Source organism: Salinisphaera aquimarina, from assembly GCF_042643355.1.
GTDB lineage: Bacteria > Pseudomonadota > Gammaproteobacteria > Nevskiales > Salinisphaeraceae > Salinisphaera > Salinisphaera aquimarina.
In genome coordinates this window covers 221,531-235,489 of sequence record NZ_JBHRSS010000001.1, presented here as the reverse complement: position 1 = coordinate 235,489, position 13,959 = coordinate 221,531, and the positions used below count along the sequence as shown (strand labels likewise).

The window sequence follows — 13,959 nt, the reverse complement described above, 5'->3', positions numbered from 1 at the left end:
GTCGTCCGAAGCCCGCAGGGACGGATCGCGCTAGCCCAGTGCCGGCATCTCGGGCATCAAGGCCCGCTCGATCACCGCACCGCGATGCTGGATCACGGTCGCGGCCAGCCGGTGCCCCCACGAAGCCGCTGTCTGGCGGCTACCGCCCTGCAGACGGCAGGCCAGATAGCCGGCACTGAAGGCATCGCCGGCCGCCGTGGTATCGACAACCTGCGCGACCTGCTCGGCGACCACTTCTTCGCGCCCTGCCGAGGACACGATCACACAGGATCCCGCGCCCCGCTTGATGACCAGCTCGGAGACGCCCTTATCGGCATACCAGTCGATCAATACCGACAGCGACTGATGTCCATACAGTGCCCTATCGTCGTCCTCGGTCACGATTGCGGTATCCACGTAGTTCAGCAATTGCCGATAGCTACGCTCCGCGGTCTCCCGATCCGGCCATAGCCGGGGCCGGTAGTTGTTGTCGAATACTACCCGGGTGCCGCCTTGACGGGCCTTGGCCAGGGTTTCGAACAGGCGCGCGCGGCCGGTGACGGTCAGAATCGCGAGCGAAATACCGCTGAGGTAGATGACATCCATGGCGCACAGCTGCTCGAGGCGTGAAGAGCCGTCCGCGATATCGTCGAACATCAGCCGCGCCGCCGACTCGCTGCGCCAGTAATGAAAGCGGCGCTCGCCGGCCGTATCGGTTTCGATGATATACAGCCCCGGCAGATGCGCGTCCAGCCGGGCGGTGAGCCGATGATGCACCTGTTCCTGTGCCCAACGGGCGAGCATGGCATCGCTGAAGGTATCGCGACCGAGAGCGGATACATATTCGACCCGCCAGCCCCGGTCAGCAATCAACCGCGCCAGATAGGCCGCGGTATTGAAGGTGTCACCGCCAAAGTTCTGTTGCAGAGTGGCGCCCGGCTGGCCATGCAGCTCGATCATGCATTCGCCGATCAGGGCTATGGATTGGGGCACGGGGAACTCCTTGAACAATCACCTTCGGGCGATACGGAAAGGCCCTCATAACGAGGGCCTCCGACGTCTTCCTGCCCTATCTCGGCAGGATGGTTATTCTGTTGTTCTAGAACGGAATATCGTCATCCAGATCGTCGTCGAAGCCCGGATCGCCGGCCGGTTCGCGCTGGGGCTGCTGATATTGCGGCTGGCCCTGGCCACGACTCTGCTGACCGCCACCGCCGCCCTGCTGGCCTGCGCTCGGCTGCTGCGGGCGCTGCTGCTGACCGCCACCACCGCCGCCAAAGGGCGCGCTGCCACCGCCGCTGCCGCCCTTGGAGTCGAGCATCTGCATCTCGTTGCCGACGATTTCGGTGGTGTACTGGTCGACGCCGTCCTTGTTCTGCCATTTACGCGTCTGAATACGGCCTTCGACATAGATCTTGCTGCCCTTGCGCAGATACTCGCCGGCCACTTCCGCCAACCGCGCGAAGAACACCACGCGGTGCCATTCGGTGCGCTCCTGCATCTCGCCGGAGGTCTTGTCGCGCCAGGTGTCGGAGGTCGCCACGTTGACGTTGGTCACCGCCGTGCCGCCGGCCGTATAACGGGTTTCCGGATCGGCGCCCAGATTGCCGATCAGAATCGCCTTGTTCACGCCCCTACTTGCCATTGCCACACTCCATCCATATGTGAGTCGTCCGGTTCGCCCTCAGGCTTCGACCGGGCGCCCGGAAAATTTGTCGAGATCCACGTCGTCTGCGCGCTCGCTGTCTATCTTAAGATACGCCACGCCGTCCTCGGGCACGACCACGGCCTCCACCACACCGGGCTGACCCAGCAGTTCGGCGGTCAGTCGGTCGGCCTCGGCCTTGTCGGCCACATCGACCTTGAGCATCCGGCTCTGGGTGAAACGCGGTGCCTTCATGGTCACCGCCACCGCAAACCATAGCAGCGCGGCGATCGCCGAAAAAATGAATACGCCGGACGGCCCGTCGATGCCGTAGGCCCAGCCACCCACCGTGCCACCGATGAAGATGCCGAAGAACTGCGAACTGGAATAGACGCCCATCGCCGTGCCCTTGGCCTCGGCGGGCGCCACCTTGGAGATCAGTGACGGCAGGCTCGCCTCCATGGTATTGAAGGCGGCGAAGAACAGCGTGAGCACGATCACCAGTTCCACCAGGCTGGCGTGCCACATGAGCAGTGCGACCTGGCTCATGCCGAGCACCACGATGGCGCCGATGAAAACCGGCTTCATCTTGCGCTTGGCCTCGGCGATGATGATCATCGGCACCATCAACGCCACCGAGGCCAGCAATACCGGCAGGTAGACCATCCATTGATGGGCCTGATCGATACCGAGGACGTCGTGCAGCACGTTTGGCAGCGCGATGAAGCTGGCGGTGAGAATTGCGTGCAGCGAAAAAATGCCGAAATCCAGGCGCAGCAGCTGGCCGTCGCCGAGCACGCGCGCGAACAGCGCTGGCACTGCGCCGGTATCGCGATGACTTCTGAGCGCGGTCGGCTGCGGCGTGACCCCATACAGCACGCCGATACCCAGCAATGCGAGCACTGCGGTCAGCCAGAAGATGCCGGACACCCCGACCACCGCATTGAGCAACGGCCCGACCACCAGCGCCACGGCGAAAGACAGCCCGATGGTCATGCCGATGACCGCCATCGTCTTGGTCCGGACCTCTTCACGGGTCAGATCCGCGCCCAGCGCCAGAATCACAGAGCCGACCGCGCCGGCGCCCTGCAGGACACGCCCGAGTATCACGCCGTAGATCGTGCCCGACATCGCCGCCACCACGCTGCCGAAGGCAAAAATGACAAGGCCGATGGTAATCATCGGCTTGCGCCCGAAACGATCGGACAACATACCGAAGGGAATCTGCAGCATGGCCTGGGTGAGACCGTAGGCACCCAGCGCCAGCCCCACCGTGACCGGCGTGGAGCCATCCAACCGATTGGCGTAGAAGGTGAAGACCGGATAAATCATGAACAGGCCGAGCATTCGCAGGGAAAAGATGCCTGCGAGAGAAAACGCTGCGCGAGTCTCGAATTTGGTCATAAGCCGCCTGCCTGGGGTGTGCAAAAGGCCGTGGCGGGCTGCGCGCGAACGCGCGATCAGGCCGCCGTCGCACCGGTTATCGGCGCTGCCGACAGGCCGCGGATTCTAGCACAGCCAAGTCCGCGCCTCGCCGCCATGCCCGCTTCGTGACCCGCTTGCCGAGCCACGTATACTTGTCGGTTATTCCCTCGTATGGCCACGGCTTTCGCATGGACAGTATCCGCATCCGCGGTGCACGCACGCACAATCTCAAGAACGTCGATCTCGATCTGCCGCGCAACAAGCTGATCGTGATCACCGGCTTGTCCGGCTCGGGCAAGTCGAGCCTGGCCTTCGACACCATCTATGCCGAAGGCCAGCGCCGCTACGTCGAGTCGCTGTCGGCCTATGCGCGCCAGTTCCTGTCGATGATGGAAAAGCCGGATCTGGATTCCATCGAAGGGCTGTCGCCGGCGATCTCGATCGAGCAGAAATCCACCTCACACAATCCGCGCTCGACCGTGGGCACGGTGACCGAGATCCACGATTATCTGCGCCTGCTGTATGCACGCGCCGGCACGCCCTACTGCCCCGACCACGGCGAGCCGCTGACCGCGCAGACCGTCTCGCAGATGGTCGACCAGACGCTCGAAAAGGAAGCCGAATCCGCGTGGATGCTGCTGGCGCCGGTGATCCGCAGCCGCAAGGGCGAGCACCGCGACGTGTTCGAGCAGATGCGCGGCCAGGGCTTCGTGCGCACACGCGTGGACGGCGAGATCGTGGAAATCGACGAGGTGCCCACGCTCGATCCCAAGAAAAAACACGATATCGAAGTGGTCGTCGACCGCTTCAAGATCCGCGACGGCATCCAGCAGCGGCTGGCCGAATCCTTCGAGACCGCCCTGCGCCTGTCCGAAGGCATTGCCTGGATCATGCCCTGGCGCGGCGAAGGCGAGCCGGAAGTCTTCTCGGCCCAGTTCGCCTGCCCGGTCTGCGGTTATTCGATCAACGACATGGAACCGCGGCTGTTCTCCTTCAACTCGCCGCACGGCGCCTGCTCGGGCTGCGACGGCCTGGGCTCGCAGTCGGTGTTCGACGTGGACCGGGTGATCACCGACGACAGCCTGAGCCTGGCCGGCGGCGCGGTGCGCGGCTGGGACCGGCGCAATCCGTATTTCTTCGGCCTGATTCAGTCGCTGGCCGATCGCTACGATTTCGATGTGGATACGCCCTGGCGCGACTTGCCGGACCGTGCCCGCAATATCGTTCTCGATGGTTCCGACGGCGAACGCATCGAATTCCGCTACGTGAACGCGCGCGGGCGTACCCGGGTCCGCAAGCATGCCTTCGAAGGCGTACTCAACAACATGCAGCGCCGCTACGCCGAGACCGATTCGCTGGCGGTACGCGAGGAACTGGCCAAGTATCTGTCCAACAAGCCCTGCCCCACCTGCGGCGGCGCACGTCTGAACACCGCCGCCCGGCATGTGCAGGTGGCCAACACGACGCTGCCGACCATCAACGCAGCGAGCATCGCCGGCGCGCAGGAGATCATCGACGGCCTGGATATTTCCGGGCATCGCGCCCAGATCGCGGCGCCGATCCTCAAGGAAATCCGCCAGCGTCTGAGCTTTCTGCTCGACGTCGGCCTGGACTATCTGACCCTGTCGCGCAGCGCGGAAACACTCTCCGGCGGCGAAGCCCAGCGCATTCGCCTGGCCAGTCAGATCGGCGCGGGCCTCGTGGGCGTGCTGTATGTGCTCGACGAGCCGTCCATCGGACTGCATCAGCGTGACAACCGACGCCTGCTCAACACGCTCGAACGGCTACGCGATCTCGGCAATACCGTGATCGTGGTCGAGCACGACGAGGATGCCATCCGCGAGGCCGAGTATGTGGTCGACATGGGTGTGGGCGCCGGCGACCACGGTGGCCATGTCATCGCTCAGGGCAGCGCCGAGGACATAGCCGCCAGTGAAGATTCTCTCACCGGCCAGTATCTGTCCGGCCGACTGTCGATCGCACTGCCCGACAAGCGCATCGCCTTCGACAAGAAACGCCAGATCAAGATCAAGGGCGCGCGCGGCAACAATCTCAAGAACGCCAGTGCCAGCATCTCGATGGGCCAGCTGACCTGTATCACCGGCGTATCCGGCTCGGGCAAGTCGACGCTCATCAACGAAACCCTGTTCCCGGCCGCGGCCCGCCAGGTCAACCGGGCGGTGGCGCGTGCCGCGCCGGTGACATCGATCGAAGGCCTCGAGCATCTGGACAAGGTCATCGATATCAACCAGGCACCGATCGGGCGCACGCCGCGCTCGAATCCGGCGACCTACACGGGCCTGTTCGGCACCATTCGCGAGCTGTTCTCGAATACCCCGGAAGCCCGCGCGCGCGGCTATCAGCCGGGTCGTTTCTCCTTCAACGTAAAAGGCGGACGCTGCGAGGCCTGTCAGGGCGACGGCGTGATCAAGGTGGAGATGCATTTCCTGCCGGATATCTATGTCACCTGCGACACCTGCAAGGGGGCGCGCTACAACCGCGAGACCCTGCAGGTGCACTACAAGGGCAAGACCATCGCCGATGTACTCGACATGCGCGTGGAAGCCGCGCTCGAGTTCTTTGCCCCCGTGCCAAGCCTCAGACGCAAACTGGAAACGCTGATGGACGTGGGCCTGTCCTATGTCAAGCTCGGCCAGAACGCGACCACGCTGTCCGGCGGCGAGGCCCAGCGCATCAAGCTCGCCCGCGAGCTGTCCAAACGCGACACCGGGCGCACACTCTATCTGCTGGACGAGCCCACCACCGGGCTGCATTTCCACGACATCAAGCAGCTTCTGACCGTGCTCCTGCGCCTGCGCGACGCCGGCAATGCCGTGGTCGTCATCGAGCACAACCTGGACGTCATCAAGACTGCCGACTGGCTGATCGATCTGGGTCCGGAAGGCGGCGACGGCGGCGGCGAGATCATCGCCACCGGCACGCCCGAGGACATAGCCACGGTCGAGGCCTCGCATACCGGGCACTTCCTCAAGGCGATGCTCGGTTCGAGCGCGCCGGGTACGGGCCACAACACCAGCGGTGACGAGAAACCCACCGGCCTGCCGCCGAAGAAAGACAAATCGAGCAAGACGAAAAGCCCAACCCGCAAACGCCCCTCCAAGTCCGGCGCGTGAACGCGCCGGACTGAGGTACTTAGCCTGGGGCCGATCGAGAGCGTATCGCGATCAGTTGACCGTCAGACGATAGGCGAACCGGTATTTTTCGCCGGTTTCGACTATCGTGAACGTGAAAACGAAATCGTATATGCCGCTACCCGTCACCGATGAAGCGTTGGTCGTGAACTCAACCGTCGTGCCCATCGGTATCACGCCGTTGTCGAAATTCTGGAAATTCGGGTCCAGCGTGCGTCCGCTGGGCGTCGCAATGATCTCCGTCGACACGTCCTGGATCGTGTAGTCGCGTCCCACAGCCCGGAAGACGAAGCGGCTAAGCGGAACGTTGACGATCGTCCGATCTCCGGTCCCTTCCTCCACATCGGCCGCGGTGGTGACCTGATTGGGCGCACGGATGATTGCCTGCTGCTCATTGTCGTAAAGAAACAACGCAAGCACCGGCCCGGCACTGACCACCAACCGGTCGGCCACGCTACTGGCCTGCCCATCACTGGCCACCAACTCGATGACATAGTCCCCCAGCGCGTCGGTCGTCAGAGATGGCCGCGCGCTATTCGGGTTCGCCAGCCCAGCGGCGCTGCCCTGCGGCTGGGAGACGATACGCCAGCTGTAGCTGAGGGTATCGCCATCGGCGTCGCTACTGGCCCTGCCATCGAGTTGCACCGTCGCGCCGGTAGCGATCTCTTGATTGGCGCCTGCCTCAGCCACCGGGACGCTGTTCCCCTGAGACGCGATAACGACCACGCTGTCGGCGCGGCTCGACACCGTGCCGTCGCTGACGACCAACGAGACGACATAGCGTCCCGCCACGCCGGCGGTAAATGACGGAGTGCGTGTAGTCGAATTGCTCAGCGGCGCCTTGCTTGCCGCCGGCCGCGATGTGACCGACCAGCGATAAGTCAGCGTATTGCCGTCGGCATCGGCGCTGGCGCCGCCGTCGAGTGTAACCAGCGCGCCGGTCTTGACGTTCTGGTCGGCACCGGCGTCGGCAGAGGGCCTGGTGTTGCCTCGCGTGGCCGTGATCGTGACCTGATCCGCCGGGCTTTCCTGCGCGCCCGAGCCGAGCACGAGCTGTGCCACGTAGGCGCCATCGGCGTCCGCCGTGAAGCTGGGCGTGGCCGCCTGCGCACGCGTCAGCACAGCATCGCTGCCCGAAGGCTTGGAAACGAGGCGCCAGTCGTAGCTGAGCTGGCCGTCGCCAGTGGTACTGCTCTGGGAGCCATCGAGTGTGACCGTCGTTCCGGTTACCACGTCGCGGTCGTTACCCGCGTTGGCGCGCAGCATTTGGCTCGACCCGCCGTTATTCGAGTCGCCACCGGCGTTCGAGCCGGAATTGGAGTCACTGCCACCACTGCCGCCGCCACAGCCGGCCAGCATGAACAGCAACAGCACGGGAAAAACCGTACGGAAGAATCGATTCGAACGCGTCAAGATATGGCCCCCAGCGGCAATGCAGTCCCCGAACAAGTCGTTAGTAGACGATATTTCTCAGCCGCTTACAACGCGGCGTCCGCCATCCATTGCTGCGCCAGCTGCGCGGCAGACGCCCTGCAGATCAAACCGCGGAATCAGCGCAGGGACCAGGTCAGCGTAGCCATCCGACCGGTCTGCGGCGCGCGTCGGTACGAATAGAATCGTGTCGCGTCGTCTATTGTGCACAGCCCACCGCCGTAGACGGCTGTGACACCCGCTCGTGCCAGCCGCGCGCGCGCCAACGCATAGATATCCACCAGATACTTTCCGACGCTGCGTCCATCGACAAACCAGGATGCATCGGCAGCATGCGCAGCGCTGAATGCCGATTTCACGTCCTCGCCTACTTCGAAGTTATGCGCGCCGATGGACGGGCCCAGCCAGGCCATCAATGCATCCGGCGGCGCCGGCATCTGCGCGATCGTGGCTTCCAGAACTCCCGCGGCCAGCCCCCGCCAGCCCGCGTGGGCGGCGCCCCAGCAGGTTCCCGCCCGATCGCAGAACACGACGGGCAGACAGTCGGCGGTGAGCACCGCGCACACTGTGTTCGGGTGACGAGCCACGCTGGCGTCCGCCGGGCCCGCGATGGGTCGATCGGCATCAGCGACGGTGATGCCATGCACTTGTGTCAACCACGCCGGGTCAGCGGGCAGTTCGAGCGCATCGCATACTCGCCGCCGGTTGGTCTCGACCCGGTCGGAGTCATCCGTCGTATGCGCGCCGAGATTCAGACTGTCGAACGGCGGTCGACTCACGCCGCCGCGGCGCAGCGTTGTACCCGCCCGAATGCCGGGCGGCGCCGGCCAGTCGGCTTCCAGAAAACCGATGGATGCACTCACGTGATGTCGTGAAGTTTCGCGTCGGCCGCCAGAGCCGCCAGCAGCGCCTTGAAATCCGCCGGACGCGGCGCCTGCCAGCTCATCTGCTCGCCGGTGACCGGATGCGTCAAGCCCAGGGTTCGGGCGTGCAGCGCCTGTCGCTTGAAGCCGCGCAGGGCATCCGTGAAGTCATCGCTGGAATCGCGCGGCAGGGACAAGCGGCGGCCGTAGGTGGCATCGCCCAGCAGCGGATAACGGATATGCGACAGGTGCACGCGGATCTGGTGGGTACGCCCGGTTTCCAGCGAACAGCGCACATGGGTATGGGCGCGATAGCGCTTGATCACCCGGTAGTGGGTAATGGCCTCGCGCCCGAACTCGCGTACCGCCATGCGTTTGCGGTCGACCGGGTGGCGATCGATATTGGCATCGACATGGCCGCCGGCGGTCATCACCCCGATCGCCACCGCTTCGTACTCGCGCTTGACCGTGCGCGCGGCGAGATCGTCGACCAGCTTCTTGTGCGCCGCAAACGTTCGGGCCACGACCAGAATGCCGGACGTGTCCTTGTCCAGGCGATGCACGATACCGGCGCGCGGCAGTGCGGCCATCGATTCATCGTGTGCCACGAGGGCGTTCTGCAGGGTGCCGTCGGGATTGCCGGCACCGGGATGCATCACCAGCCCGGCAGGCTTGTCGAGCACGATGATCGCATCGTCTTCATAGATGATGTTCAGTGCGATCCGCTCCGGCTGCACATCGGCCCGATCGGGCTCGCTCGGCAGGATCAGGCGCACCTGCTCTCCACCGACGACCGGTGTCTTGGCCGGTGGCGTCTCGCCGTCGACGGTCAGATTGCCGTCCGCCAGCCAGCGCTGCAGGCGCGAACGCGAGTAGTCGGGCAGAAGCGCGGCCAGCGCGCGATCCAGGCGTTGGCCGACATATTCGATCGGAATCGGCGCGTCGAAATCGGGTTCGCTGCGGCTCGCCGCCATTGGGTATACTCCGCGTCTGATTCTGTTACTTCAAATGATGCGCGCAAGCACGCGCTCGGGGCTGGCATGCGGAAAATCGTTCTCGCGCTCTTGGTATTCATGCTGCTCGGCGTCGCCGGTTGCGGTGGCGACAAGGGCATCAACGAAACCGGCTACAGCGACGAGCCGCTCAAGGACCGTCAGGGCAATGACCTGGATTCGGCCGACGCCGAACGCATGTACAAATCGGCGCGCGAATTCATGGTCGACGAGCAACCCGAGAAAGCGCTCCGATTATACGCGGAAGTTCAGGCACGATTCCCGTTTTCGCCCTATGCGGCGCAATCGGAGATGGAATCGGTCACGGCCCACTACAAGGCCGAAGAGTTCGACGCCGCGGTTTCCGGCGCCGACCGCTTCATCAAGCAGCGCCCGCGCAACCCGCATATCGACTACATCTACTACCTGCGCGCCCTGTCCAACTACAACCGCAACGAGACCGGCATTCTCGGCGGCGACCCGGACAAGCGCGACACCAGCTACCTGCGACAATCGTTCACCGACTTCAGCCTGCTGGTGCAGAACTATCCTCAGAGCGTCTACCGCAAGGACGCGCAACTGCACATGATCGATATCCGCAACCGGCTGGCGACGTTCGACGTCAATGTCGCCGAGTATTACCTGCGCCGCCATGCCTACGTGGCCGCCAGTCGCCGTGCGGAAACCGTGGTGTCGCGCTATCAGGGTTCGGATTCGGTGCCACGCGCGCTCGAGATCATGGAAGAGAGCTACGCCAAGCTGAGCCTGCCGGATCTCGCGGAAGACACGCGTGCCATCCTGCAGGCCTCCTACCCCAACTACATTCTTCACCGCGAAGAGTTCTATCGTCAGCGGGCGGGCGACAAGCCGCGTTATGACCTGCCCGACGTCGGTGGCGCACCGGCGGGCGGCAAACCGCTCGACCCGGATTCGGCCGAGGGCAGCAACGCCGGCTGAAGACGATATGGCGCTGGGTCCTTTATCCGGAGCACGCCGACGCAAAACGTCACGGACATACTGACGACGGCATGCCGCATGCCGTCGTCATAACCTGGCATACAGCCGATGCAGGTCGCCCGGAACTCAAAGTAGACCCGGAAAACGACGACCGACAGGTTGCTTCGTCCGGCATGCGGCCGACCGGCTTCGGGAATGGCCAAGCGGACCGACCGCCTGCGAGCGGCACGATGACCCGCCCTATCCGTGTACGCCCGATTTTTCGCGACCGGTTCTATTTGTTCGGTCGGCGATCTCCGTTTGCCGGCAGTTCACGATGCCCAGCGTGATCGCCCCTGTGCGATCCGCGCTGATCGCGAACGCGCTAGACACCGAAACCGCGCGCCACCCGTGACCACGAACCGGGATCGATACGCTGTTACGGTCCTCAAACGCCGTGGCCGCGACACTTCGCCTCATGAGTAACGAAGCAACCGTCTAGGGCGTCGGCATGACCGCGACAGGGCACGCGCTGGGATTCGCTATCTACGGTCTGGTGCTGTATTACCTGCTCATCTGCGCGCTCGGCGCGTACGTTCGATTGCGAACGAACACGACGTCTTCAGCAACCGATCTGCTTGAGCATTGCAGGCCATTCAGATCGCTGATCATTTCGTTGTATCTCGCCGCGCTCACGGCAACTCAACTATTCCTGCACTTCGGATGATCGCTGCCCGCGGCATGCGCCCCTGCTCGCGGTCGGTCACACGATTTCGCGATCTCCAGCACATCGTGCGCCACGTAAAATCCTTCGAGAGCATAGCGATATGAGTAATAACGACGTCAAGTACCGCAACGCGGGCCGGTGGAACAAGGTAGCCGCCGTAACGCTGTCGTTCTGGGTACTCAAGATACTGGCGACCACCCTCGGCGAGACATCCGGTGATCTGCTGGCCATCACCCTGAATCTGGGCTATGTCGCGGGGCTGGCGATCACGATGGTATTTCTGATCGCCGTGCTCTGTGCGCAGCTGTCCGCCTCGCGTTTTCACGCGTTCCTGTTCTGGGCCGCGATCGTGGGCACCACCACCGTCGGCACCGAAATCTCCGATCTGATGGATCGCACGCTACATCTGGGCTATACCGGCGGCTCTGCCCTGCTCATCAGCGGTCTGTTGGCGACACTCGCGCTATGGCGGTGGCACCAGGGCCGGATACGAATCCATCCGATAACCGGTCGGGGTGAAGAGCTGTTCTACTGGACCGCGATCCTGTTCTCCAACAGTCTGGGCACCGCATTCGGCGATTTCCTGAGCGACAGCGCCGGCCTGGGTTACGTGACCGGCGCCCTCGTGACGGCCGGCGTGATCGCGCTGGTACTGCTTCTGCACTATGCGACCCGCCTCAATCATGTTCTGCTGTTCTGGGTCGCGTTCGTGTTCACCCGCCCATTTGGCGCCACGTTCGGCGACTTCCTGACCAAGCCACTGGCCAAGGGCGGATTGAATTTCGGTACCGGCCAGGCATCGGCGGTCACGCTCGCACTGCTCGTCATCGTCGTTGGCACCACGCTCTGGTACGGACGACGCACAGCAGCGACGCCCATATCAAATACGGGCAACGCGCCCTAGGGTGTGTTGCCGTTTGGCGCGACCCCGCGTTGCACCCCGAAATCGGTCCAGACAAGGCGCGGGGTGCCGACCCTAGTCATTCTAGGGTCAAACCGCGCAACGCCGTATGGTCCGATTTCGGGCCGCAACCCTTCGGGACAGCGTCCATTTTCCTGCAATACGGCGTTGCAGCACGCTCATGTAGCTCGGCTACGCGACGCGCACTGCGCCTTGTCTCGCAAAAAAATGGCCGCTGGCGCGGCGTCGGGCCAAATGGCAACGCGCCCTAGAGGTCGCCGTAGACCGCCGTGATCGGATAGCGGCGGTCGCGCCCGAACGCGCGATGGGTGACCTTGGGCCCGGGCGCGGCCTGGCGGCGCTTGTATTCGTTGCGGCGGATCAGGCCCGCGGTCTGACGAACATCGTCCTCCGCGTAACCCAGCGCACAGATACCCTCGATGGACTCGCCGTCCTCGACATAAGCTTCGATGATCGGATCCAGCACGTCGTATTCGGGCAACGTGTCGGTATCGGCCTGGTCGTCGCGCAGCTCTGCCGACGGCGGCCGCGTGATCACCCGCTCGGGAATGACTTCGCTACGCGTGTTCCGGAATTTCGCCAGCCGATAGACCCAGGTCTTGTAGACATCCTTGAGCGGCGCGAAACCGCCACACATATCGCCATAGAGCGTGGCATAGCCAACCGCCATCTCGCTCTTGTTGCCGGTGGCGAGCACGACATGGCCGAACTTGTTGGACAACGACATCAGCAACGCCCCGCGGATGCGGGATTGCAGATTCTCCTCCGCGGTATCGGCCGGGCGGTCACCGAACAGCGGCGCGAGCGTACCCAGCAACGCGGAAAAACCGTCTTCGATCGGCAGGTCGTCGTAGCGGACGCCCATGCGCTCGGCCTGCTCGGCGGCATCGGCGTTGCTGATTTCGGCGGTGTAGCGCGACGGCATGGACACCGCCCACACGCGATCCCCACCGAGCGCGTCCGCGGCAATCGCCATGACCAATGCCGAATCGATACCGCCGGAGGCGCCGATCAGTGCGCCGGGGAAGCCGTTGCGATCGACATAATCGCGGGTTGCACGCACCAGCGCGTCGTAGACCAGTGCTTCCGGGGAGGACAGTTCAGCAATGGCGCTCGACTCACCGCTGGGCCAGTCGAGACAATAGACGCCGCCCTCGAACGCCGGCGCACGCAGGGTGATGGCGCCGGTGGCGTCGACGGCGCAGGAACGACCGTCGAAGACCAGTTCATCCTGTCCGCCGACACAATTGACGTAGCAGATCGCAAACGAATTGGCCCTGGCACGCTCGGCTAGCAGGCCCTCGCGTTCGGCCTGCTTTTCGGCATGAAACGGCGATGCATTGAGATTGACCAGCAGCTCGGCGCCGGCGGCTCGGGCCTGCGCCGCCGGACCCTTCTCCCAGATATCTTCGCAAATGGTAATGCCGACCTGGCGCCCCTGCAGTTCGAACACGCACGGCGCGTCGCCCGCCTTGTAGTGGCGACGCTCGTCGAACACGCCGTAGTTGGGCAGGCACTGCTTGCGATAGTGGGCAATGCGTTCACCGTCGCGCAGCACGAGCGCGGCGTTGTAGATGGTATCGCCCTGGTATTCGGGATAACCGATGATGGCGGTGATGCCGCGGATTTCCCGGCCGAGACGCGCCAGTGCCGCGGTGATCGCTTTCGGCAGACCGCGCCGCAGCAACAGATCGTCCGGCGGATAGCCGAGCAGCGCCATTTCGGGAAAGGCGACCAGATCGGCGCCGTCCCGATCACGGGCGATGTTCGCCGCCTCGATCATCTGACGCGCGTTGCCTTCGATATCGCCCACCCAGACGTTGAGCTGGGCCAGCGCAATACGTAGTGATCTGTCGCTCATGACGCTGTCGGCGCCGACGCGCCGAT

11 protein-coding genes are annotated in these 13,959 nt (G+C 64.0%); 4 read left to right on the top strand and 7 right to left on the bottom strand.

The genetic code is table 11. The features are described 5' to 3' along the window. Positions 1 to 30 precede the first annotated feature (30 nt). The 3 genes from ACFOSU_RS01075 to ACFOSU_RS01065 form a co-directional block, all read right to left on the bottom strand. A complete protein-coding gene (locus tag ACFOSU_RS01075) occupies positions 31 to 972 on the bottom strand; it encodes a 2-dehydro-3-deoxygluconokinase (RefSeq protein ID WP_380685585.1) in 942 nt (313 codons plus the stop codon). Between the two features lie 106 nt (positions 973 to 1,078). After that, positions 1,079 to 1,624 carry a single-stranded DNA-binding protein gene (gene ssb, locus ACFOSU_RS01070; RefSeq protein ID WP_380685583.1) on the bottom strand — a complete coding sequence of 182 codons (546 nt, stop codon included), beginning with the start codon at positions 1,622 to 1,624 and terminating at the stop codon, positions 1,079 to 1,081. A 39-nt stretch (positions 1,625 to 1,663) separates the two neighbouring features. Continuing rightward, positions 1,664 to 3,028, bottom strand: coding sequence for an MFS transporter (locus tag ACFOSU_RS01065; protein WP_380685581.1), 1,365 nt, complete (start codon positions 3,026 to 3,028; stop codon positions 1,664 to 1,666). A gap of 209 nt (positions 3,029 to 3,237) precedes the next feature. On the opposite strand from ACFOSU_RS01065, the gene uvrA reads away from it, so the two are divergent. Further along, positions 3,238 to 6,183 (top strand): excinuclease ABC subunit UvrA, encoded by a 2,946-nt coding sequence (gene uvrA, locus ACFOSU_RS01060; protein WP_380685579.1) that lies wholly within the window; start codon positions 3,238 to 3,240, stop codon positions 6,181 to 6,183. Positions 6,184 to 6,234: 51 nt separating this feature from the next. Here the strand turns inward: uvrA and ACFOSU_RS01055 are convergent, their stop codons facing one another. From ACFOSU_RS01055 to rluD, 3 genes are all read right to left on the bottom strand, one after another. Next, on the bottom strand, positions 6,235 to 7,614 hold the full coding sequence (locus ACFOSU_RS01055) for a PKD domain-containing protein (protein WP_380685577.1): 1,380 nt from the start codon (positions 7,612 to 7,614) through the stop codon (positions 6,235 to 6,237). A 137-nt stretch (positions 7,615 to 7,751) separates the two neighbouring features. Beyond that, complete coding sequence (gene pgeF, locus ACFOSU_RS01050; protein ID WP_380685575.1) at positions 7,752 to 8,495, bottom strand: peptidoglycan editing factor PgeF; 744 nt, start codon at positions 8,493 to 8,495, stop codon at positions 7,752 to 7,754. Further along, positions 8,492 to 9,469 (bottom strand): 23S rRNA pseudouridine(1911/1915/1917) synthase RluD, encoded by a 978-nt coding sequence (gene rluD / locus ACFOSU_RS01045; RefSeq protein WP_380685572.1) that lies wholly within the window; start codon positions 9,467 to 9,469, stop codon positions 8,492 to 8,494. The genes pgeF and rluD overlap by 4 nt, the downstream gene beginning before the upstream one ends. Before the next feature lie 66 nt (positions 9,470 to 9,535). Between rluD and ACFOSU_RS01040 the strand changes: the two genes are divergently transcribed. The 3 genes from ACFOSU_RS01040 to ACFOSU_RS01030 all read left to right on the top strand — a co-directional run bounded on the left by ACFOSU_RS01040 (position 9,536) and on the right by ACFOSU_RS01030 (position 12,054). Then, positions 9,536 to 10,444: an outer membrane protein assembly factor BamD gene (locus ACFOSU_RS01040; protein WP_380685570.1), complete on the top strand. Its 909-nt coding sequence runs from the start codon at positions 9,536 to 9,538 to the stop codon at positions 10,442 to 10,444. Between the two features lie 490 nt (positions 10,445 to 10,934). After that, a complete protein-coding gene (locus ACFOSU_RS01035) occupies positions 10,935 to 11,150 on the top strand; it encodes a hypothetical protein (protein ID WP_380685568.1) in 216 nt (71 codons plus the stop codon). A gap of 100 nt (positions 11,151 to 11,250) precedes the next feature. Beyond that, complete coding sequence (locus tag ACFOSU_RS01030) at positions 11,251 to 12,054, top strand: COG4705 family protein (RefSeq protein WP_380685566.1); 804 nt, start codon at positions 11,251 to 11,253, stop codon at positions 12,052 to 12,054. A gap of 265 nt (positions 12,055 to 12,319) precedes the next feature. Here the strand turns inward: ACFOSU_RS01030 and ACFOSU_RS01025 are convergent, their stop codons facing one another. Further along, the gene (locus tag ACFOSU_RS01025) at positions 12,320 to 13,933 is read right to left on the bottom strand and encodes an NAD+ synthase (protein ID WP_380685564.1); all 1,614 of its coding nucleotides are present in this window, start codon (positions 13,931 to 13,933) and stop codon (positions 12,320 to 12,322) included. Positions 13,934 to 13,959: the final 26 nt, after the last annotated feature.

What these genes read in the sequence shown, in the direction of transcription:
- ssb (WP_380685583.1), bottom strand. Translation starts at nt 1,624, where the DNA reads ATGGCAAGTAGGGGCGTGAACAAGGCGATTCTGATCGGCAATCTGGGC.
- ACFOSU_RS01065 (WP_380685581.1), bottom strand. Translation starts at nt 3,028, where the DNA reads ATGACCAAATTCGAGACTCGCGCAGCGTTTTCTCTCGCAGGCATCTTT.
- uvrA (WP_380685579.1), top strand. Translation starts at nt 3,238, where the DNA reads ATGGACAGTATCCGCATCCGCGGTGCACGCACGCACAATCTCAAGAAC.
- rluD (WP_380685572.1), bottom strand. Translation starts at nt 9,469, where the DNA reads ATGGCGGCGAGCCGCAGCGAACCCGATTTCGACGCGCCGATTCCGATC.
- ACFOSU_RS01040 (WP_380685570.1), top strand. Translation starts at nt 9,536, where the DNA reads ATGCGGAAAATCGTTCTCGCGCTCTTGGTATTCATGCTGCTCGGCGTC.
- ACFOSU_RS01035 (WP_380685568.1), top strand. Translation starts at nt 10,935, where the DNA reads ATGACCGCGACAGGGCACGCGCTGGGATTCGCTATCTACGGTCTGGTG.
- ACFOSU_RS01030 (WP_380685566.1), top strand. Translation starts at nt 11,251, where the DNA reads ATGAGTAATAACGACGTCAAGTACCGCAACGCGGGCCGGTGGAACAAG.
- ACFOSU_RS01025 (WP_380685564.1), bottom strand. Translation starts at nt 13,933, where the DNA reads ATGAGCGACAGATCACTACGTATTGCGCTGGCCCAGCTCAACGTCTGG.